Here is a 19,919-nt window from a genome sequence, read left to right on the forward strand (position 1 = left end):
AGTTTTTGTATTTGCTGTTAAATAGACACCGTGTAATGAAGTCTTTACAATAGATTGCAAGGGGAGATTCCATATAATACTTTTAGTTAAGCTTGCAAAGAATACATAAGTACAAATACATAATAAAAAGGAGGAGATAAAATGACTAAAAATAATGAAGCTGGTTGGAATTTAAATACTAGTTATACTACATTACCACAATCATTTTATACAGAAATCCCCCCAACTCCTGTAAGCTCACCGGAGTTAATTAAACTAAATAACTCATTGGCAATATCTCTTGGCTTTAATCCTGAGGAACTAAAAAAGGAAGCTGAAATTGCTATTCTCGCTGGTAATGCAATTCCAGAAGGAGCTCACCCGCTAGCTCAAGCATATGCTGGACACCAATTTGGTCATTTCAACATGTTAGGAGATGGCCGTGCCCTTTTAATTGGAGAACAAATTACTCCTTCAGGCGAACGCTTTGATATTCAGCTGAAAGGTTCCGGTCCAACTCCATACTCTCGCCGTGGTGATGGCCGTGCTGCGCTCGGTCCGATGCTACGTGAATATATTATTAGTGAAGCGATGTACGCGCTTGATATTCCCACAACTCGTAGCTTAGCAGTAGTCTCAACTGGCGAACCAATATATCGCGAAACAAAGCTACCTGGAGCTATTTTAACTAGAGTTGCAAGCAGTCATATACGCGTTGGAACATTCCAATATGCCGCTACTCGCGGCTCAATCGAGGATCTCAAAGCGTTAGCTGACTATACGATAAAAAGACATTATCCAGAAATTGAATCTACTGAAAATCCATACGTTTCATTACTACAAGAAGTTATTAAGAAACAAGCCAGCCTCATCGCCAAATGGCAACTCGTCGGCTTCATTCACGGCGTAATGAATACTGACAATATAACGATTAGCGGTGAAACGATTGATTACGGTCCTTGTGCCTTTATGGATAGTTATGACCAAGGAACAGTATTTAGCTCTATTGATGTAAAGGGCCGCTACGCATTTGGAAATCAGCCGTATATGGCTGCATGGGACCTTGCACGATTAGCTGAGTCTTTAATGCCGATTCTACACGAAGATGAAGAAGCAGCGCTAAAGATTGCACAAGATGAAATTTCAAAGTTCAGCGTGCAGTACGAAAACAATTGGTTCCTCGGAATGAAGAAGAAATTAGGACTATTTAGCAATGAAGAGCAAGATCAATCACTTATTGAGAAACTTTTAAAAGCAATGGAAAAATATAAAGCAGATTATACAAATACATTCCGTGCATTAACTGACACTACATTAGAAAATACACCTTTATTTGAAAGTCCTGAATTTAAAGAATGGTACGAGCTATGGCAATCTCGGTTAGAAAGACAAAAAGAATCGAAAGATGATGCATACAAATTAATGAAAAATAACAACCCAGTAATCATCCCCAGGAACCACAGAGTAGAAGAAGCACTAGAAGCAGCTGTTAAAGATGGAGACTATAGCGTAATGGAGAAACTTCTTGAAACTTTAGCAAATCCTTATGAATATTCTCCAGAACAAGCGAATTACTGTACACCTCCTGCGCCGACTAATCGTCCTTATAGGACTTTTTGCGGGACGTGATTTAGAGCACTAAGACTGTTTTTCTGCTCCTAATTGTATTATTTATTAGTGTAATTCCCACTAAATTCAAGTACACGATTCGTTATTTTTCATAAAGGTACATTATAAATAGAAAAGGTGTTTTCGTATAAAAACACCTTCTCTACTTTTTTCTCCATCTTGTAAAAAAACGTAATTTAATACTCTAGTTTGCGTTTCTTTTATGTATTACATATCGTTAGCATATTCTATGTGATTACAGTTGTATATTATCACCTCTATCAATTTCCTCCCATGCGAAAAAGGTACATACACCAAACAAGCTGTCACGAACAAAGGAGAGCTCTTTACTTCCTACCTATTTCTTTCCTAATGCGTTAACTTGGTAACTGTTCTATTAAAATTCTTCTATTCAATCTTCATTTTTTCTTATTATATCCAGGTACATCGATAAGGAACAACTATTCTCGAATATAAAAATCCAGCTATTGTACAAATATTGATAAAAAATAAAGGAGAAGAGAATGAATCCATTTTAATATCACTAATGAGAATTTGCATGTTCCAATATCTTCACTATATTCCTCAACAATCTTTTATTAAAATTCATTACAATATTTTAAAATTATGACGGATTACTTTCAACATAATGTGAAGGTAGCTCTAACAAAAAAAACTGGCTTGTAAACCTTTAATGTTTACAAGCCAGTAAATAATATCAACTAAAGCTAGCACTCTTAAAATAATACTTTAGAGTTGTCTTCCCTCTAAGTATACTAACTCAGGTCTCGTTGGAGACCACCCTTCTCCGTGAGTCGATTGTAACTTATTGACGACAGTATTTGCGGTTGCTGTTTGTTGAATCTTTGGAGTAGTATTTATCGTAAAAACTGTAATACCTGTAACAGCTAAACTCATTACCATTAAACTCAGTTTCTTCATTATTTTAACGCCCCTTTAGCTAAATTTGTTTTTCTTGCTTCAAGACTTAAACAAAAATATTCACTAGACGTTTTATAATCACATACCTCATATAACCTAGCTGCCATCACCTCAGCATATTCTTCTACATAATAAGAAAGATTCTCTTCTTTGAAATAAGAAATCCCTGTAACAATTACCCTTTTTAATTCCTCGATAGTCACATTATTATTTAATGTTTTTAAAATATTGAAATGATGTGTATATTCTTCATTCTCTACTTCTGAACAAAGTTCCAATCCTTTTTCAATAAGGGTAGAAGATACATTTGTTTCACCTAACTTAGAATATTCCCTAGCTTGTAAAAAAACAGCTTTGAAATGATTAGGTATGTTCTCTGTTACTTCTGATAAGTGACGGATAGCTAATTCAGAAAGGTTTTGATTTGCATATAGCCACCCTAAGTTGTGCCGCACGAATGAAATTAATCTTTCTTCATTATTTTTTTGTAATAAATTTAATGCAGAATTTAAATGTTCCTCGGCCTGTTCAAACTGTTTTAGAGATACACAACTCATTCCAATAGTATTTTCGCAAGAAGCAGTATTACTTTCATAACCTTGGTGTTTAGAGAAGATATCTTTTGAAATAGTTGCATAGTGAATAGCTAAAAGTGGTTCATTATTATTATGATAGAATAAGGCTAACTTAGATTGAAATTCAGCTTGTTCGATTTCTTCTGGAACGTCTTTCAAAAAAAACTCGGCTTTTTCATAATATTTTTTCGCTTCTTTATAATCTTTAAGTATAGTAGCATATACCGCTTTACAAAAATGGTAATAATAAGATAAGAAACCATCCGTCGGAATTTTAAAAGAATCTATTTCGTCAAAGCTTCTCTTTGTGATACTAAATCTATCAACAAGCGTTTTATAACGAAAATCTAGTAAGAAATAATATAATAAATTTTGTTCTTGCAACATTTTATTTGATTCTTGTTTCAAAACATCAATATTTTTATCAATTTCTTGTTTTAAATTAGTTGCTTTTGACAATTGTTGTTGTAACATTGCTTGATACCATTCATTAAGTTGCTTTGTAACCTGTTCGCTTCCCTTCACTGGAATGTTCATAAGATCCCCTTTTTTTGAATATTCTCACATAAATAATAACAAATAGATATTAAGATATAAATATCTCATTAATATTTCTCAACATTTATTTAACATTAAATCCATTAAATTAATCACATGCTGTAATTTTTTTAAAACACTAAAGAAAATTGCCACCCATAAATACAGCGTCTAAATCACTATAAAAATCTATAAATACAATATATTAACACTTTATAAATGTGTATTCACACTCCACCATTATTTTAAACACCCTTCTTCATCAACCCTGCAATCCCCCTACTCCCTTCACTCCCAACCTTCTCAAGTTCTTCTATAACTAATCCTCGTCTCTCCACAGAATGATTTTGACTTAACTTCGCTTTTCCTTCTATCTTGCTAATCTTAATTTTAAAACCAACTATACCTTTACTTAATCCTTCAATATAATTCGGATCTACATCATTCAGTGAGTAGGTGCTCTTTGGATTTTCATATTTATGTACTAAATCTTGAAGAGAATCTATTAATTCCTGTTCATCTTCAACAATTTCTAACTCTCCATATACATGCACCGCAACATAGTTCCATGTTGGTACTGCTTTATTTGTTTCATACCATGACGGAGAGATGTAACTATGTGGCCCTTGAAAAACAGCTAACACTTGTTGATTTCCACTATCTTTCCACTGCTCATTTGAACGTGCAAAATGACCATATAAAATGCGAGCTTCTCGATCTAACAATAACGGCAAATGTGTTGCATATGGTGCTCCGTTATGTTGAGAAAATAAAGTTGCAAAACCATTTTGTTCAATAATTTCGTACTTCGTCTCTTCATCTTGTATAGTGAAATATTTTGGTATATACATAAACTTCCCCTTTTCTTGTCTTCTTATTTCCCATTATATTTATGTAATTTATTATTTGGCAGGGACAGATTGTAATTGTTTTATAAGGTCAGTGCATATAATAAAACCTCTTCTTCAAAAATAATAGGTGGCATTATATAATTTCTGCCACCTTAGTCAATTTTTTTATTGATCCAAACTCCCTTATTCAACTATCCTTCATAGCTTTTTCTAATACAGCTTCAATGAATTCCGTTTTACCCAAGCTATAACTTGAGCGATTTTCCGCCGTTTCTGCTAACTCTTTCTTTAACTTCCCATATTCAATAACAACATCTGGATGTTCACGAAGATAATCCCGAAATACTACATGCCTTCTTAACTCTTCACTATTCTTATCACATACATATAAATGATGTTCCATCCAAATTGTATACTTTCCATCCCTCGGAACATATTGATTCTTTCTCCCAAAAGCTTCTCTCCCTTTAAAACTCCACTCTTCTTGATGAAAATAACCTATCTTTTCAAGGTTCTTTATTACTTTTGGAAAAACATCATAATCTTCTATTACAACATCTATATCCAATATTGGTTTAGAAGTAAGCCCTTTAACGGATGTACTCCCAACGTGCTCTATAGAAAAAATGTGTTCTCCCATTACGTTATTAATAAACGTCTGTAATTTACAAAATTCACTATCCCATTGTGTATTATATTTCTCAATAGTAATAAATCGTTTCAATTGATCCCTCCTTCTTAAATCACTTTTATAACCTCTGAATATGAGTATCCTTAAAATCAGTCTCATACTTCAATCCATACCCAAGCATTCGATCCATCCCAATATGTGCTGTCCATATTAAACCAACCATTAAAATTGTATCCACCTTAAAATAGACCCCTATTAAAACAAGTAATATTGATATGATGTATGTGTGAAATAGATTATAAATTTGTGCACCTACACGTTTGTTAATAGCGTACGCCACCATCGCTAAATCAGGCGCAAAAAGTAATACGATAAATAATAGCCAGCTAAATCCACATAATGCATATATATAAACCGCAGCTAATAAGACGACCAATCCTTCAAAGTGTATAATTCGTTTCTCCAAACTTCATCATTCCTTATCTTTTAACTTAAAAATTTTATTCGGATTTAAAATATTTTGCGGATCAAGAGCTTTCTTTATTTTTTCCATTACTAAAAGCGCAGCCCCATGTTCTTCTTCTTGATACTTCTGCTTCCCTATTCCAACGCCGTGCTCTCCTGTGCACGTTCCGCCACGCTTAAGAGCATACAGAACGATACTTTCATTTATTTCATCCGCTTTTTTCACTTCATCTTTATCATTTGGATCAACCATTAAGAGCACGTGAAAATTCCCGTCTCCTACATGACCAAGAATACCACCAACAAGACCAACTTTATCTAATGTCTCTTTCGCATGTTGTATGGCACCAGCTAATTCTGAAATTGGTAAACAAACATCCGTACTCATTAGCTTTTTACCTGAATAACTATGAACGTAAGAATAAGCTAAGTTATGTCTTGCATCCCACAATTTATTTCTCGCCGCTGTTTCAGTTTCAAAAGCAACTTCTTTACATTTATGATCAAAAACAATTTCCTTCGTAAATTCAATATCTTGCGTTAGCCCTGCTTCATTTCCGTGAAACTCTAAAAACAGTGTTGGTTCTTCTCTGTAATTTGTTTCATTATAATGATTTACTTGTTTCATAGATAGTTCATCAACAAGTTCTATTCTCGCAATTGGAATACCAGCTTGCAGTATATTAATAACAGCTTCTACTGCATCATTTATAGTTGGAAACGATGCTCTCGCAGCCATAACATGTTCTGGTATGCCGTATACTTTTAATGTTAGCTCTGTAAAGCATCCAAGCGTACCTTCTGATCCTACGAAAATACCATTTAAATGATAACCTGATGATGACTTCGCCGCTAAATTGCCAGTATGTATCACTTGTCCATCAGCAAGTACCACTTCTAAATCCCGAACTTGATCACGCATTACGCCATACTTAACCGCTGTCGTTCCGCTCGCATTCGTAGCAGCCATTCCTCCTAATGTTGCATCTGCACCTGGATCTACACTAAAAAATAAGCCATACTTTTTCAATTCTTTATTGAGCTGAGAACGAGTCACCCCCGGTTGTACTTTTACAAGAAAATCTTTCTCTCTTATTTCAAGTATTTTGTTCATTAATGAAAAATCAACCGTAATCCCCTTTTCATACGGAATTATATGCCCCTCTAAGCTGGAGCCCACTCCAAATGGAACGACAGCCTTTCCATGCTGACTCGCTACTTTCATAATCTCGCTAACTTCCTCAGCCGTCTTTGGATAAACAACTACATCAGGTAAACTACTAGTATGGTAAGATTCATCTTTACTATGTAACTCTCTAACTGTCTTATTAACCACTACTTGCTCTTCAGGAAGTACATCCTTTAATTCATTTACTAAACGTTCAATTGTTATTTCCATAACGAGCTCCCCTTTTATATTATTTACTCCACAATAATTATACCATTTTTATACAAAATAATCAGAATAGTAAGATTCATATAATTTCATATAAAAAAAGAACTTGCAGTATTCCCTACAAGATCTTTTTTATAAAACTAGATTTTAGACGATTTCTTCAATAAAATCATAAACCAAACTAAAGTAAATGCCATCATTGAGTGAGAGAAACCTACAATATAAGTTAACCCTTTAAAGTCCGCTCCATTTAATTGAAGAAGCCCTCTCGCTGCCAGCGAGCCTAACATTAATGTTAACGCAATATTATGTAAGATAAACCAGTTATTAAATCCTTTCACTTCATGAAACGCAAATACTTTTGCTAATCCTAAAGCAATTAAAAAGAAGAAAAATCCAAGTACGAGAGTGTGTGTATGCAAAAGATTTAATAGTGTAGATCCTAGAATCCCTTTATATTTTCCATACTCCCTAGCGAATATCCCTGACAATAAACCAATGATTAAATAAGTAAACGATGCATTATATAATTTCTTCATTATGTACCTCCTTAAGTAGAATGTGTAGTGTGTTATATTTAATAATAATGATAGTTATATAGTAAAAACTCCTAGTTTCCTAAGAGTCATTGTATAAGTATCTCACTCTTTACAATCAATCCTAATTATAAAATATCCTTCTATACAAAACAATCGAACTTTATGTGAACAAGTAGAGATCAATTAAAATAACTTGCACTTTTATTTTGCACAATCCATACTAATTGTTATAACTTTTAAAGGTGGTGCAATAGATTGATAGTTCTTGAAACTGAACGACTCACTCTTCGCTGGTTCGACGTAAAAGATGCTCCGTTTATTCTCGAGTTAGTAAATGATCCTGCATGGATTCAGTTTATTGGCGATAAAGGGGTTAGAAACTTAGAAGATGCTAAAAATTATATTTTAAACGGCCCAATCGCTATGTATAACAAAATTGGATTTGGTCTTTACTTAGTAGAACGAAAAGAAGATCTTACTCCACTTGGTATGTGCGGTCTTATTAAAAGAGACTCGTTAGAAGACGTTGATATCGGATTTGCCTTTTTAGAAAAATTCCGTTCGAAAGGATACGGCTATGAATCAGCTTCTGCTGTAATGGAATACGGTGTACAGAAGCTAGGAATGAAACGAATTGTAGCAATTACTTCTATAGATAACACTGTTTCAGGAAAGCTTTTAGAAAAAGTAGGATTACGATTCGAAAAAATAATTTCAGACTCAGGAGAAGATCTAAAATTATTTGGGTATAACGCATAATAAAAAAGGTCGCCATTCACGGCGACCCTTTTACTATTTCACTTCTACCGTATAATTCCCTGTTCCCCCACCATACTGATATACATGTAAATAATACTTCCCTGGATACGTATAGTAGCTGCCTACTAATTTATTCCCTTGCGGCTGAGCATACGTAATATAATTATTTAAATCTGCTTCTGAATAAAGCACCCAGTTTACTCCGATATTATTTTCCTTCGTTACATTAATTTGAAGGTTTTTCGCAATTTCTACATTTATTTCAAAGTAATCACTTGTATCACCATTTCCTAAACTAGCACGTAAAACTTGATTTAACTGCAGTTTATTCGCTGTTTTAAATGAATTATTTGGCTCTTGTTCTACACTGTTATCTTCTTTCTTTTGAACTGTCACGCTTGTTGTATTCGTATTAGCTGCTCCCTTATCATCTGTTACTGTTAATTTCGCTGTATATGTTCCTTCATTTGTATATACGTGAGTTGGATTTTGTTCACTACTTACAGTACCATCGCCAAACTCCCATTTATAAGAAGCAATTTTCCCATCTTCATCTTTTGATCCATCGCTTTTAAACGAGATTGCTTCATTCACATTTCCGCTATACGGACCATTTATAACCGCAACTGGCACTTTATTCACTGCACCTTCTTCTGTGTTAATGCCGTGGAACACAACGTCATACTCAAATTGCCCTGATGCATTTACACGGTAATTCACAAAGTAAGCTGTTACTGTTTTATAGCCTGTCCATTCTTTTGCACTTAAACGTTTTAACGTATCATTAACGTTTTGCGTAATTGTTTTCCAGTCTTCATTTTCTCCTTTTGCAGCAGTACCTGTATACGTTCCTTGCAGTGTAAATGTATTAAAGAACTGTGATTTATTTTTCTTTACTGATACATTATTTAATTTCGCTTCCGCTGTAATTTCTGCCGCAATATCCGAAACTGGTTTCGGTGCATGAGTTGCTAAATAATCATCTGACACGAGTGGCACATTATATTTCTCACGATTATCTACTAACATTTGCATATAGTCTTGATACTCTTTATTTAAATTTGCATCTTTACTTAAAGCAGAGCGGTATGCATCATATGCTGTCACATCATTTTTCCTAATAAGGTCATGAATTTTGTCAAACATATCATATCTCTTATTGTACATATATGATTGTAAAGCGAAGGAATAATTATAGAAATCCCACGTTCCATACTTTGCATCTAACGTTCGCTCTGCCGTATAACGTTCTGCTGGATTTGAAGATAGTCCTCCTATAATGCTCTTTCTCGGTACAACATTATCCGTTCTCGTTGCCCCTGCAAAAAACTCAGCATTCCCTTCTTCAAACCAAGATAATCTCTCATTTTCATATAATTTACCTTGTCCCCAAAGTCCTGGCACTTCATATCTACCTTGTAAGTAATGCGTGAACTCATGTCGGAACAATTCTTCTAAACTATAAATACTTTCCTCGGGTGTACGTTCATAAGTAAAGAACGTACCTGTTCCTTCTATATAAAGGCCGCCGTTATTCGTTTCATATCCGTACAATTGACGGTTAAATTGATATTCAGCTGGACTATTGTAAATAACCATCGTTAATACATCATCAGGATTCCCTTTTTCTAAAGGCTGATCACTTTCCACAGTACGATGGAATTGAGCCTTCACTTCTTTTGCCGCCCAATATAACCGTTTTACTTTTTCTTCTGTCACTTTATCTCCAGCTTTTAAAACAATTGCTCCATCATCAAATGTATACGTTTTCGGCAAATACTTTTTCTTCCCATCTTCTCGTATTTGATCTAAATTAACAACGTTACCATTTGCATCTTTCCCGCCATAATTCGTCGTAATTTGCTCAGCTGCTACGAAATATTGCTCACCTAAATAAGGATAGATTTTCATCGCATCTGTTACAACTTGCAATCCTTTCGTCCCTGTACTATGGAACATACCGAGTCTACCTGTATAATAGATCCCATTATTAATAAGCCATCCGTTTTTCGCTGTAATCGTTCCCATTAACGCAAATCTACTTAACTCATTAATATAACTATCTATTTTTTGATACCACATTGTATCTTTCGGTGCTTTATTCGTATCGTACAAATACGACTGAATATCATAATCGACACCTTGCATAATATCGTACACTGCATTACCTGATGAACGATTATCTATAAATGTAGAAAGATTATCATTATATTGCTTGAAAATGTTCGCAGCTGATGAAATCGTTTCCGCATCACTAGAAGCGTTTCCTATTAATTTCCCATATGATGATACAACTTTATTTTGTTCTAACGTACCGAGTTTGAAATTTTGGTTTTGGGAAATCGATTTCAATGCAGGCAAGCACTTGTCATGATAGCTCCGCTCATTAAGTTTACTTAATTCTGCATTATAAAACCCTAAATAAAACCCAGAGCGCAATACCTCTACTAACGTTTCAATCCCTTTTGAATCATCCTTCGTATAAGCTTGTCCTTGCTGCTTCAATTTATCAATAATCGCCTGCATCCTACTATCATTTTGATAGAATGCAAGGCTGTCCTTATTAAACTGAAATAGCCCCGTAATTTGTTCCCCATCAATTGTTACGAGCAAATCTACTAACTGCTGATTACTTAATTGATTTAATTCAGCAATTGTATAAGTTTTCGCCACAGCTAATTGCTTACTTTCCTTTTTTACTTCAGGCGGTCTTTGCGATAAATCAGCAAATTGTAGCCTTTTCTCAAAAGACTTGCTTTCGAGCACTTTCGATGAATGAGCTAATTCTTGCACTGGCAGTTGTACACCAACCGGCTCCATTTTGAGCACATTGCGATAAGAAACTTGTTCCCCCTTAGTATCCTCTGCCGATATGTTCCCTTGAAAGCTACCTAACAGTAAACTAGCAAAACTTACCCCTACTAACATTTTTTTCGAATAGCCTTTCATACTCTCCCCTACCTTACATTTTTTAGTGTCCCACTCCATTATTTTACTATTCTGACTATTTATTATGTATTGAGAAAAACTTTGAAAACGTTTACACATTTATCTATTTAAAGTAACATCGATTCTTGACTTCTTCTGCGATTTATGTCAAAAAAGAATAAATAATAGCGAAATTCCCGCTATTATTTATCCCACTTTTTCATTATTATGATTTTAGCTTTATAAACGTAATTTCCGGTAACGATTGCATATGTTGAATGAATGTATTCTTTTCTTCTGCCGATATATTTTTTAGTTGCATTCCTACTTTATAGAATACTCCCTCCTCTTGCTGTAAAACATCAACTTCATACGAAAGGATTGGAATGGCTTTCGCTTGTAACATTTCTAATATTTGCTGAACTGCTTCGTGTTTATTCATACACATTTGCACTGATATATTTTGTGGAAATAAAAATTGCACCTTAAAAATACGGCTTACAATCTCTAAACCAATTAAAACGAGAATCGTAGCTCCAACTCCTACTACGTACATGCCTGCACCAATTGCTAATCCAATTCCTGCAGTTGCCCATAAACCAGCCGCTGTCGTTAATCCTTTCACTGCCTGCTTTTGAATAATAATTGTACCTGCACCTAAAAACCCTACTCCACTCACAACTTGTGCTGCAATACGACTCGGATCAAGAGACATATGGTCTTCAAACACAATATCTGAAAAAGCATATTTCGAAACAACCATTATTAAAGCACTTCCTACCGCTACTAAAAAATGCGTTTTTAATCCTGCCTCTTTTGAACGAATTTCTCTTTCAATACCGATCATCGCTCCTAATAATCCAGCAACCCCTATTCGTATAATAAAATCAATATCTAAACTCACGAGCCCTTCCCCCTTTTATTCATTATAGAGAGATAAAACGAAAATTATCACATGTATCTATCCATCGATATAAAAGCATTTTATTAAAATACATTTAATATTCCAGTTTATTTATGTTAATATTTTAAATATTAACATAAATAAACTGACCTACTTTTCATACGAAAATCTTCAAAGTGAAACGTGTAATTTACTTGCAGTTGAAAATGGCATATGAAATGAGGTTGAGAAAGTTATAAATCACTTTCTTTTTATGCTGAAATTTTGTTGAAATAAAGGAGATTACAAATGATGAATGTATCTTTAATTACACCTACTACTGATTTACAAGAAGAATATTTAGATTTTTATAACGAATGGAAAGATAGTGGTGAAACGATGATTCCGTGGGTTATTTCAAAAGACCCTTCCGATTTCACGGTAATGATTCAAGAATTACACGACGCACATAACGGAATAAACATACCTAAAACTTGGGTGCCAGATTCTACTTATTGGCTCGTCACAAACGAAAATAGAGTTGTAGGAGCCGTTAATATTCGCCATAGTTTAACAGAGCATTTATTTCATGCTGGCGGTCATATCGGTTATGGCATTCGCCCTTCTGAAAGAAGAAAAGGTTATGCTACGAAACTACTCGAGTTATCATTGGAGAAAACGAAGGAATTAAACATCACGAAAGCACTTGTCGTTTGCGATGAAGTGAATACTGCTTCAGAGAAAACGATTTTACATAACGGTGGTCTCCGTGATGAAGATTACACTGAAGAAGATGGTAATGTTGTGAGAAGGTATTGGATTGAACTCTAAATAATCAAAAAAAATCCAGAAAGTGATTACACACTTTCTGGTTCCTTTTATACTGCTTCTATTTCAAACTGCACTGTAATACCACTCGGATCTACTACCGTAAATACATTTGTAGTTTCATTTATTTCATGTTGTTTTTCTACTAATCTTTCTTTTACTTCATCTAACGCTTCTTTATGAGGCAGTACAATCGTATACACTTTTAGTCCCGTTGCATGTACTGGTGGATGCGGGTTATTTACCCCATTCCACGTATTTGCACCGATATGGTGATGATAACCTCCTGCCGAAATAAATAAGCAATCATCTTCACGCTGTTGTACTTCAAAACCTACTGTATCTACATAAAACTCATGTGACTTCTCGACATCAGCTATTCGTAAATGTACGTGCCCAACGACAGTGTCAGCAGGTAATCCATCAAACTCATAATCAACGAGCTTTGCTAGTTCTTTTAAATCAAGTGGCGTACTTCCTCCTAGTCCCTCTCCCCACTGATCACGCGGACGGTCTGCATATACTTCGATACCATTACCCTCTAAGTCTTGTAAATAAAACGCCTCACTATACGTATGATCACTTGCGCTATTAAACCTTGAAATTGGTAAAATTTCATTTGAATATGTATAACGTCCTTCTTGCTCAATCGGACTATCAATTACCTTTTTATTACGAATAACACCAAATAGTGCCGAAGCAAAAGCTTCACGAGTTGGAACTAAAAAGGCGACATGATATATACCCGTCGTACGTGGTTCTTGAAGCGCTGCATCTTCCACCTGCTCAAGAACGAGTAAAGCATTCTTACCACCTTTTCCAGCTAAATATGCTTTATTCCCCTCTTGCTTAATTACTTCTAAGCCTACTACATTCTCATAGAAAACAATTTGACGCTCTAAATCTTTCACTTTAAATTCCACATGACCAATACGTGTTTTTGGATGAATTTGTACCATGAATAACTTCCTCTCCAGTTTCCTTTAGTTTTTTATATAAGTTGATAGGCAATAGCCCTATTCAACGAATACACCTTAATTTTGTTTTTTTGTAGCATCAACTTTTAGCCATTTTTTCGATATTTCGCTTAATGTTCCATCTTGTTCTAATTCTTTTAGCGCCTTATTTATATCTTCTAACTTTTCACTCTTTTTTGCAAATGGAAATGCGATCTCTCCCCATTCAAGTGGACCAAATCCCACTTTCACATTATCTAGTTTCGCCTTTGTGATTGTTGTTTCCACTTGAACTTTATCATTATAATAAGCATCGACACGCCCCAGCCCTACTTCATTCAATTCCGCTGTTGGATCTTCTGAGAACGTTTTAATTGTAAAGACATTATCTTTGTTTAATGCTTTTAACTCTTGTTCTCCTGCTGTGCCAAGCCCAACTCCTACCGTCTTTCCTTTTAAATCTTCTAGCGACTTAATTGTTTTATTATCTTTCTTCACCGCGAAAACAGAGCCTGAATACACATATGGGATTGAAAAGTCATATTTCTTTTTTCTTTCTGGAGAAACTGATAGTTCATTTGCAATCGTATCAATACGGCCTGAATCTAATAAACCGAATAATCCTTCAAAATCAGAAATATTCCATTCTACTTTATATCCAGCCTTTTTAGCAGCCGCTTCAATAATTTCAGCATCAAAACCTTTTACTTTTTCACCTTCTTTAAAAATAAATGGGCTACGACCTGCAGAAGTCCCAACTTTCACTACTTTTTCATTTGTTTTTTCACTTGCTGCATTAGAACCACAAGCAGACAAAATCCCTGTCGATACCGTTAATGCTAATGTTAGTAATAATGACGATTTTTTCATAACTCTTCCTCCTAAATAACGAAATGATTGCCTTCTTCAGAAGCATTTAATTGCCGTAAAAACTTTTTCGTACGTTCATTTTGTGGGTTTCGGAAAATCTCTTCTGGCGTTCCCTGCTCTACGATAATTCCATCAGCCATAAATATAATGCGATCCGCCACCTCTTTTGCAAAATTCATTTCATGTGTAACAATAACCATCGTTATATGCTGTCTTGCCAATTCTTTAATAACTTGCAATACCTCATTAACTAATTCTGGATCAAGTGCTGAAGTCGGTTCATCAAACAAAAGTACAGCTGGATTTAAAGCCATTGCTCTAGCAATCCCAATCCTTTGCTGTTGCCCGCCGGATAACATTGCCGGATAAAAATCTTCTTTATCAGCTAAGCCTACTTGTTTTAATATTTCTCTCGCTATTCCCTTTGCCTCTTCTTCACTTTTTTTCTGTACAACCGTTAATGGCGTTGTAATATTTTTCAATGCTGTTTTATTTTTAAATAAATTGTAGTTTTGAAAAACCATAGCTGTTTTTTGGCGTAATCGTATTATTTCTTTTTTATAAAGTTTTTTCGTATGAATCTCTAAATCTTCAATTCTAATACTCCCATCATCCGGTTGTTCTAATAAATTCAAACATCTCAGCAATGTCGATTTCCCTGAACCAGAAGGTCCAATAATTACTACCACTTCCCCTTTTTTCACAGCAAGTGAGATCCCTTTTAGTACTTCATTATTTTTATAGGATTTATACAAATCACTTATCTCAATCACATATATCACCTCATTTCTGTTATAGATACGGTGCGTCAAGTTTCTTCTCCAACTTTTTCTGTCCCCAGCTAATTACGATTGTAATAACCCAATACACAATCGCTACCGCTAAATAACTTTCCATATAACGATACGATTGCGCCGCTAGCATTTTCGCTTGCGCTAAAATTTCAGCTACCCCAAGTGCAAAAGATAACGAAGATTCTTTTAACAATCCAACAAAATTATTTCCAAGTGACGGCACAGCTACACGAATAGCCTGCGGAAAGATGATTTGTCGCATCGCTTGTGCTTTTGTCATTCCTACGGATAAACAAGCATCCATTTGTCCTGATTCTACAGCATTTAATGAACCTCGAATTATCTCTGACAAATAAGCAGCATTATTTAAACTGAGACCAATTAAAGTTGCTTGCATAGCTGTAAGTACTGTAAAAGTCGGAAATATTTGTGGCAATCCGAAATACAACACAAACAATTGAACTAATAACGGTGTTCCTCTAAAGAAAGAGATATACACCCTTGCAATTGGATATAACAATTCCGTTTTGTTTTTTGTAATGATCGCCAGGCCAATCCCTATAACGAAAGAAATAATCATTGAAACAACAGTAATCCCTAAAGTTATGTATACATACTTAAATAATTGCGGAAAACTTTCTAAAAAATACGCCACATCAAATTTCACTTTGCTCCCCCCTTTCTAGACAAAAAACTCTTCTTACACATATAAGAAGAGTTGAATGTTAATCCATTTCCCCCATCTCCCAAACGCCTCATACGTTTGCTGGAATTAGCACAGTACTTTTATAGCCTGTTGCTGAGATTTCATCGGGCCAGTCCCTCCATCTCTCTTGATAAAAAACTAATAAATTTTTCCATTTATTAATTTGTTATTATGAAGAATACAGTTAAATCATAACAATATCAATAGGAAAACTAAGAATTAAATCTACACTTTTTTCGAACATACAAACAATACACCACCAAAATTACTATTCTTAATAAACTGTACACAAAAAGCCGGTACTTCTAACAAACTTAGAAATACCGGCTTCAAATCTTTTATTCTTATAGCTTATGATATTTATCTCATCTTATGTACTTCAGCAACTAACTTCCCGCCCTGTATGCCCATATAAAGCTTAACAGGAGCATCATTCGTGTTTTCAAATACTAAGTCTAAATATGGATACGCAATTGTAGCATCTCTTCCTTGTGGTACATAACCTACTGTTTTAGAATGTGTAGTTCTCTCTACCATTTTCAAACCAGCTTGATCTGCTGCATTGAATAAAGTAGATGATGTTTGACAAACGCCACCACCATAACCATCTACTAATTTACCATCTACAATTTCTTTTCCTAATTGGTACCCTTTATCTGGTGTTGTATCTCCAATTAGTGCATTAAAAGAGAAACGGTCTCCTTTCGCTAAAACAACTCCACTTACGCTCTGAGCAGATAAACGAATATTCTCAATACGACCACCAGTTGAACCACCTAAATTCGTTTCATACCTACCAATTACAGTACCACTGCCTTGCGCATCACTTAATGTTGCAGTAGGTTTTTTCTCCACAATTGGTAACTGATAAGTAGAATCCCACATACCTACATTTAATAATTTGTCTACTAACTCTTTTTCCATTAATTCATAAGAAGGCTTTCCTTCTTGCCATGATCCATCAGGCGCTATACGTGAAGGGACCATCTTTTTGTCGACGCTTTTCCCGACTTCACCTGCAACCTTCGTTACCGATTTTTTGAATTTCGCCTCATCTTCAAAATAACCTAAACTCGATAAGTCTATTTTTTTCACTTCAGTACCAGTACGCCCATCCACTAAGCTAATTGAATCCTGTACATCAGCCTTAGCCTCTACAACGTTCCCACCAAAATCACTTACTAATGCCACATCACTTACTTTTGTGCCACAACCACTTACTACAGCTACGCATAGCACCCCTACTAATATACCCTTTATTTTTCGGAACAATATACTCTCTCCTTTTCCCCAACATTATTTCTTATGTATTATTTCATTTTATGTATGTTTTGTTACAATCATTTTACAATATATTTAGAAAATGTTACAAGTTGTTTTTTACTCTATTTAAATTACTCTTTTCTTTTGTAAATGTCTATACATATTTATATAAATTTTCGAGTTTGATAAGATTGTAACTTTTATGCAACCTATTTCTATCCAGTATATACCATTCAACAGATGAAATACAAATGTAAAACTCTTTCATTTCACCTCTCTATTCACCTGCATGCTTCAAAAACCGTAATACCGATTTCTCATATGTGATCATTATTAAACAACTTAAACCGAGTTTTTATAGGTAAAAACAATTAATCCCTTCAGCGTATATAGGTATTTGCCGTGCCACTACTCCGCTTTTGCACATACATTATGGTGAATTTAACCTAATTATAAAGAAATGGAGGATGTTTTTATGTATCCCTACAATCCTTATGATCCATATAACCAATATGGTTACCAACCTCAGTATGATTTACAGGCACAATACCAACAATATATAGATCCAACAGAGCAAATTAATCCATATGATTCAAATCGCCAATTTCAACTTCCAATCTCTTTCCCTGGTACTGGAAACCGTCAATTAGAAAGACGAGTAAATGAGCTTGAGCAAAGAGTACGTCAACTAGAAAACACAGTTGAGCGTCATACGCGTAGATTAAACCGCTTAAATCAGCGTTTACGTACAGTAGAAAATAGACTAAACATACCATTTTCAGCATTAGAAGACGGATTTTAATTTCGAAAATAACAAATATATAAGGAAGGGACTCCCCCTTCCTTATATAAATTGACGAAAGTTTTTTCCATCTCTATACTGATAAGAGTTAATGAAATGAAACAAGGTGATAAATATGGATTTTGAAATAAATTTTCTTTCCTTTTATGTAGTACAAGTAGAAGGAAAAGGTGAAGCAATTGATAAACGCTATAAACATTTTCAAACATTAGATGCTGAAGAGTATGAAGATAGCTCTTTAAAAGAATTTTTGAATGGTGAATTATTAAAAATTTCAAAGCGAAAAGTAGAACGTCACGCAAAAACAGAACAAGCCCCAACAAAGATTGGTCGCTTTATTGTAGAAGAAGGGCACGAACTTGATTCAAACCCTCATTACAACTTATTTAATCGTATTCGTTTTGCAGAAACAAAAGAAAACTTCAAAGATATGAGCGAACCTCTCGTTTATACATACCTTGACACAAGCGCTGTACGTGGTGGTGTATTTTTAATCGCTCAAGCAAAACTACGCAAATACTTTGATGATCCATTCGTATTCGTAATGAAATGTGACTTCGAACCAAAGGTTGCTTCCATTTCTGATGAATCAACGCTTATTCGTAACGTTGAAATGGCCATCACAACAAAGAATATGAAATCTATCCAATATCCATACATGCCTGAAGAAGGTATGGTGGAGCCTGGCGAACTAAAAATACACCAAGCATCACACGCCCGTTACTTTGAAGACTTCTTAAAATTCGTCGAGTACGAACGCTCTATGCCTGAAATTATGAAAACACAAGTAATGGACATGGTATACGACCAAATTGAAGATGTATTTGAAGAAGGTACAGAAGAACGCGAACAGTTCGACCAAGCAATGGAAGTATGGGCTGCCAGTCCGAAACGTGAAATTATGGAACAATTTTCAACAGAAGAAGTAATGGAAGCTACTGCTCAAATCGTCGAGCACGCCCCTGAGGTGGAATTAAAGCTAAAAGCAGATCATATCTCTGTGAAGGCTTTGCTGGCTGATTTCGGAGACCTAATACATATTGCAAAGGTAAACGACCGCTATGTATTAATGATTGAGGCTGATACACTTACGTTTGAGAAAGGCTTCTCTCCAATTGAGTTTCTGAAGCCAGATGAATTGCAAGACGTGATTGAGCGGATTGAGAAGAAGCAACAGTATGAGTATGATCCGAGCGGGATTGAATAGAACTCTTTTATAAACAGTGACTAATAAAGTGTTTATAATATCAATTATGTGTTCACAAGCGTGACCACGTTTGTAAACATCCAGTACTAAAATTCTTGGTTCCAATATTAAATAAATGCTTCCATATAACTATTTTTTACTGAGCGCTATTAACAAGCGCTCTTTTATTTTGGTCACATTTATGCATCTATTTGGTGGTCACTAAAAGTATATGGGTACTAAAACTTTCTACTATTCGAGTTTTTGAAGCCGGATGAGTTGCAAGACGTGATTGAAGAACTTCAACAAATTTCCTAGTGGGACTGGGATATATCTACTATCACGGCGTCTTTACATTTTCTTCTTTCAGATAATGTCAGTGAGTTTATTCGAGAATATAAAGAGTGATCAACTCACTTAA

Annotated in this window: 19 protein-coding genes and 1 riboswitch; of the genes, 5 read left to right on the forward strand and 14 right to left on the reverse strand. The window is 34.8% G+C overall.

The features are described 5' to 3' along the window. The first annotated feature begins 141 nt into the window (after nt 1–141). Nucleotides 142–1,608: a protein adenylyltransferase SelO gene (locus CQZ94_RS09520; protein WP_105585211.1), complete on the forward strand. Its 1,467-nt coding sequence runs from the start codon at nt 142–144 to the stop codon at nt 1,606–1,608. Between the two features lie 729 nt (nt 1,609–2,337). Here CQZ94_RS09520 and CQZ94_RS09525 read toward each other — a convergent pair. From CQZ94_RS09525 to CQZ94_RS09555, 7 genes are all read right to left on the reverse strand, one after another. Beyond that, complete coding sequence (locus CQZ94_RS09525) at nt 2,338–2,529, reverse strand: Phr family secreted Rap phosphatase inhibitor (protein WP_002165311.1); 192 nt, start codon at nt 2,527–2,529, stop codon at nt 2,338–2,340. Then, nucleotides 2,529–3,641, reverse strand: coding sequence for a response regulator aspartate phosphatase (locus CQZ94_RS09530; protein ID WP_105585212.1), 1,113 nt, complete (start codon nt 3,639–3,641; stop codon nt 2,529–2,531). The genes CQZ94_RS09525 and CQZ94_RS09530 overlap by 1 nt, the downstream gene beginning before the upstream one ends. Before the next feature lie 245 nt (nt 3,642–3,886). Then, nucleotides 3,887–4,492: an FMN-binding negative transcriptional regulator gene (locus tag CQZ94_RS09535; protein WP_105585213.1), complete on the reverse strand. Its 606-nt coding sequence runs from the start codon at nt 4,490–4,492 to the stop codon at nt 3,887–3,889. A 187-nt stretch (nt 4,493–4,679) separates the two neighbouring features. Further along, on the reverse strand, nt 4,680–5,216 hold the full coding sequence (locus CQZ94_RS09540; protein WP_105585214.1) for a GrpB family protein: 537 nt from the start codon (nt 5,214–5,216) through the stop codon (nt 4,680–4,682). A 25-nt stretch (nt 5,217–5,241) separates the two neighbouring features. Beyond that, the gene (locus tag CQZ94_RS09545) at nt 5,242–5,589 is read right to left on the reverse strand and encodes a DUF4260 domain-containing protein (RefSeq protein ID WP_105585215.1); all 348 of its coding nucleotides are present in this window, start codon (nt 5,587–5,589) and stop codon (nt 5,242–5,244) included. Between the two features lie 6 nt (nt 5,590–5,595). Further along, nucleotides 5,596–6,987 carry an FAD-binding oxidoreductase gene (locus CQZ94_RS09550; protein ID WP_105585216.1) on the reverse strand — a complete coding sequence of 464 codons (1,392 nt, stop codon included), beginning with the start codon at nt 6,985–6,987 and terminating at the stop codon, nt 5,596–5,598. Nucleotides 6,988–7,124: 137 nt separating this feature from the next. Further along, nucleotides 7,125–7,523: a DUF2871 family protein gene (locus CQZ94_RS09555; RefSeq protein WP_002033617.1), complete on the reverse strand. Its 399-nt coding sequence runs from the start codon at nt 7,521–7,523 to the stop codon at nt 7,125–7,127. A gap of 255 nt (nt 7,524–7,778) precedes the next feature. Here CQZ94_RS09555 and CQZ94_RS09560 point away from each other — a divergent pair, with 255 nt between their 5' ends. Beyond that, nucleotides 7,779–8,282 carry a GNAT family N-acetyltransferase gene (locus CQZ94_RS09560; RefSeq protein WP_105585217.1) on the forward strand — a complete coding sequence of 168 codons (504 nt, stop codon included), beginning with the start codon at nt 7,779–7,781 and terminating at the stop codon, nt 8,280–8,282. 33 nt (nt 8,283–8,315) lie between these two features. Here the strand turns inward: CQZ94_RS09560 and colA are convergent, their stop codons facing one another. Further along, nucleotides 8,316–11,231 (reverse strand): collagenase ColA, encoded by a 2,916-nt coding sequence (colA, locus tag CQZ94_RS09565; protein WP_105585218.1) that lies wholly within the window; start codon nt 11,229–11,231, stop codon nt 8,316–8,318. 205 nt (nt 11,232–11,436) lie between these two features. Continuing rightward, entirely contained in the window at nt 11,437–12,114 is a 678-nt protein-coding gene (locus tag CQZ94_RS09570) for an MgtC/SapB family protein (RefSeq protein ID WP_105585219.1), read from the reverse strand. 291 nt (nt 12,115–12,405) lie between these two features. Here CQZ94_RS09570 and CQZ94_RS09575 point away from each other — a divergent pair, with 291 nt between their 5' ends. Next, a complete protein-coding gene (locus CQZ94_RS09575) occupies nt 12,406–12,924 on the forward strand; it encodes a GNAT family N-acetyltransferase (protein ID WP_105585436.1) in 519 nt (172 codons plus the stop codon). 47 nt (nt 12,925–12,971) lie between these two features. On the opposite strand, the gene CQZ94_RS09580 is transcribed toward CQZ94_RS09575, so the two are convergent. From CQZ94_RS09580 to CQZ94_RS09600, 5 genes are all read right to left on the reverse strand, one after another. Beyond that, nucleotides 12,972–13,880 carry a VOC family protein gene (locus CQZ94_RS09580; RefSeq protein ID WP_105585220.1) on the reverse strand — a complete coding sequence of 303 codons (909 nt, stop codon included), beginning with the start codon at nt 13,878–13,880 and terminating at the stop codon, nt 12,972–12,974. A gap of 75 nt (nt 13,881–13,955) precedes the next feature. Then, a complete protein-coding gene (locus CQZ94_RS09585) occupies nt 13,956–14,747 on the reverse strand; it encodes an amino acid ABC transporter substrate-binding protein (RefSeq protein ID WP_105585221.1) in 792 nt (263 codons plus the stop codon). 11 nt (nt 14,748–14,758) lie between these two features. Further along, nucleotides 14,759–15,520 carry an amino acid ABC transporter ATP-binding protein gene (locus CQZ94_RS09590; protein ID WP_105585222.1) on the reverse strand — a complete coding sequence of 254 codons (762 nt, stop codon included), beginning with the start codon at nt 15,518–15,520 and terminating at the stop codon, nt 14,759–14,761. Nucleotides 15,521–15,539: 19 nt separating this feature from the next. Next, on the reverse strand, nt 15,540–16,208 hold the full coding sequence (locus tag CQZ94_RS09595) for an amino acid ABC transporter permease (protein WP_105585223.1): 669 nt from the start codon (nt 16,206–16,208) through the stop codon (nt 15,540–15,542). 69 nt (nt 16,209–16,277) lie between these two features. Then, a riboswitch (SAM riboswitch) is annotated at nt 16,278–16,384 on the reverse strand. Between the two features lie 223 nt (nt 16,385–16,607). Further along, nucleotides 16,608–17,519 carry a VanW family protein gene (locus CQZ94_RS09600; protein WP_105585224.1) on the reverse strand — a complete coding sequence of 304 codons (912 nt, stop codon included), beginning with the start codon at nt 17,517–17,519 and terminating at the stop codon, nt 16,608–16,610. Between the two features lie 466 nt (nt 17,520–17,985). Here CQZ94_RS09600 and CQZ94_RS09605 point away from each other — a divergent pair, with 466 nt between their 5' ends. Together CQZ94_RS09605 and CQZ94_RS09610 are read left to right on the forward strand one after the other, a co-directional pair. Next, nucleotides 17,986–18,312, forward strand: coding sequence for a hypothetical protein (locus CQZ94_RS09605; RefSeq protein ID WP_142395794.1), 327 nt, complete (start codon nt 17,986–17,988; stop codon nt 18,310–18,312). Between the two features lie 115 nt (nt 18,313–18,427). Then, nucleotides 18,428–19,519 carry a DUF3900 domain-containing protein gene (locus CQZ94_RS09610; RefSeq protein WP_105585226.1) on the forward strand — a complete coding sequence of 364 codons (1,092 nt, stop codon included), beginning with the start codon at nt 18,428–18,430 and terminating at the stop codon, nt 19,517–19,519. Nucleotides 19,520–19,919 lie beyond the last annotated feature (400 nt).

Origin of the sequence: Bacillus sp. MYb209 (genome assembly GCF_002975175.1) — a bacterium.
GTDB lineage: Bacteria > Bacillota > Bacilli > Bacillales > Bacillaceae_G > Bacillus_A.

Bases quoted from the DNA above. Each gene is read 5' to 3' on its own strand.
- CQZ94_RS09520 (WP_105585211.1), top strand. From the start codon at position 142: ATGACTAAAAATAATGAAGCTGGTTGGAATTTAAATACTAGTTATACT.
- CQZ94_RS09525 (WP_002165311.1), bottom strand. From the start codon at position 2,529: ATGAAGAAACTGAGTTTAATGGTAATGAGTTTAGCTGTTACAGGTATT.
- CQZ94_RS09530 (WP_105585212.1), bottom strand. From the start codon at position 3,641: ATGAACATTCCAGTGAAGGGAAGCGAACAGGTTACAAAGCAACTTAAT.
- CQZ94_RS09535 (WP_105585213.1), bottom strand. From the start codon at position 4,492: ATGTATATACCAAAATATTTCACTATACAAGATGAAGAGACGAAGTAC.
- CQZ94_RS09550 (WP_105585216.1), bottom strand. From the start codon at position 6,987: ATGGAAATAACAATTGAACGTTTAGTAAATGAATTAAAGGATGTACTT.
- CQZ94_RS09555 (WP_002033617.1), bottom strand. From the start codon at position 7,523: ATGAAGAAATTATATAATGCATCGTTTACTTATTTAATCATTGGTTTA.
- colA (WP_105585218.1), bottom strand. From the start codon at position 11,231: ATGAAAGGCTATTCGAAAAAAATGTTAGTAGGGGTAAGTTTTGCTAGT.
- CQZ94_RS09575 (WP_105585436.1), top strand. From the start codon at position 12,406: ATGAATGTATCTTTAATTACACCTACTACTGATTTACAAGAAGAATAT.
- CQZ94_RS09580 (WP_105585220.1), bottom strand. From the start codon at position 13,880: ATGGTACAAATTCATCCAAAAACACGTATTGGTCATGTGGAATTTAAA.
- CQZ94_RS09585 (WP_105585221.1), bottom strand. From the start codon at position 14,747: ATGAAAAAATCGTCATTATTACTAACATTAGCATTAACGGTATCGACA.
- CQZ94_RS09605 (WP_142395794.1), top strand. From the start codon at position 17,986: ATGTATCCCTACAATCCTTATGATCCATATAACCAATATGGTTACCAA.
- CQZ94_RS09610 (WP_105585226.1), top strand. From the start codon at position 18,428: ATGGATTTTGAAATAAATTTTCTTTCCTTTTATGTAGTACAAGTAGAA.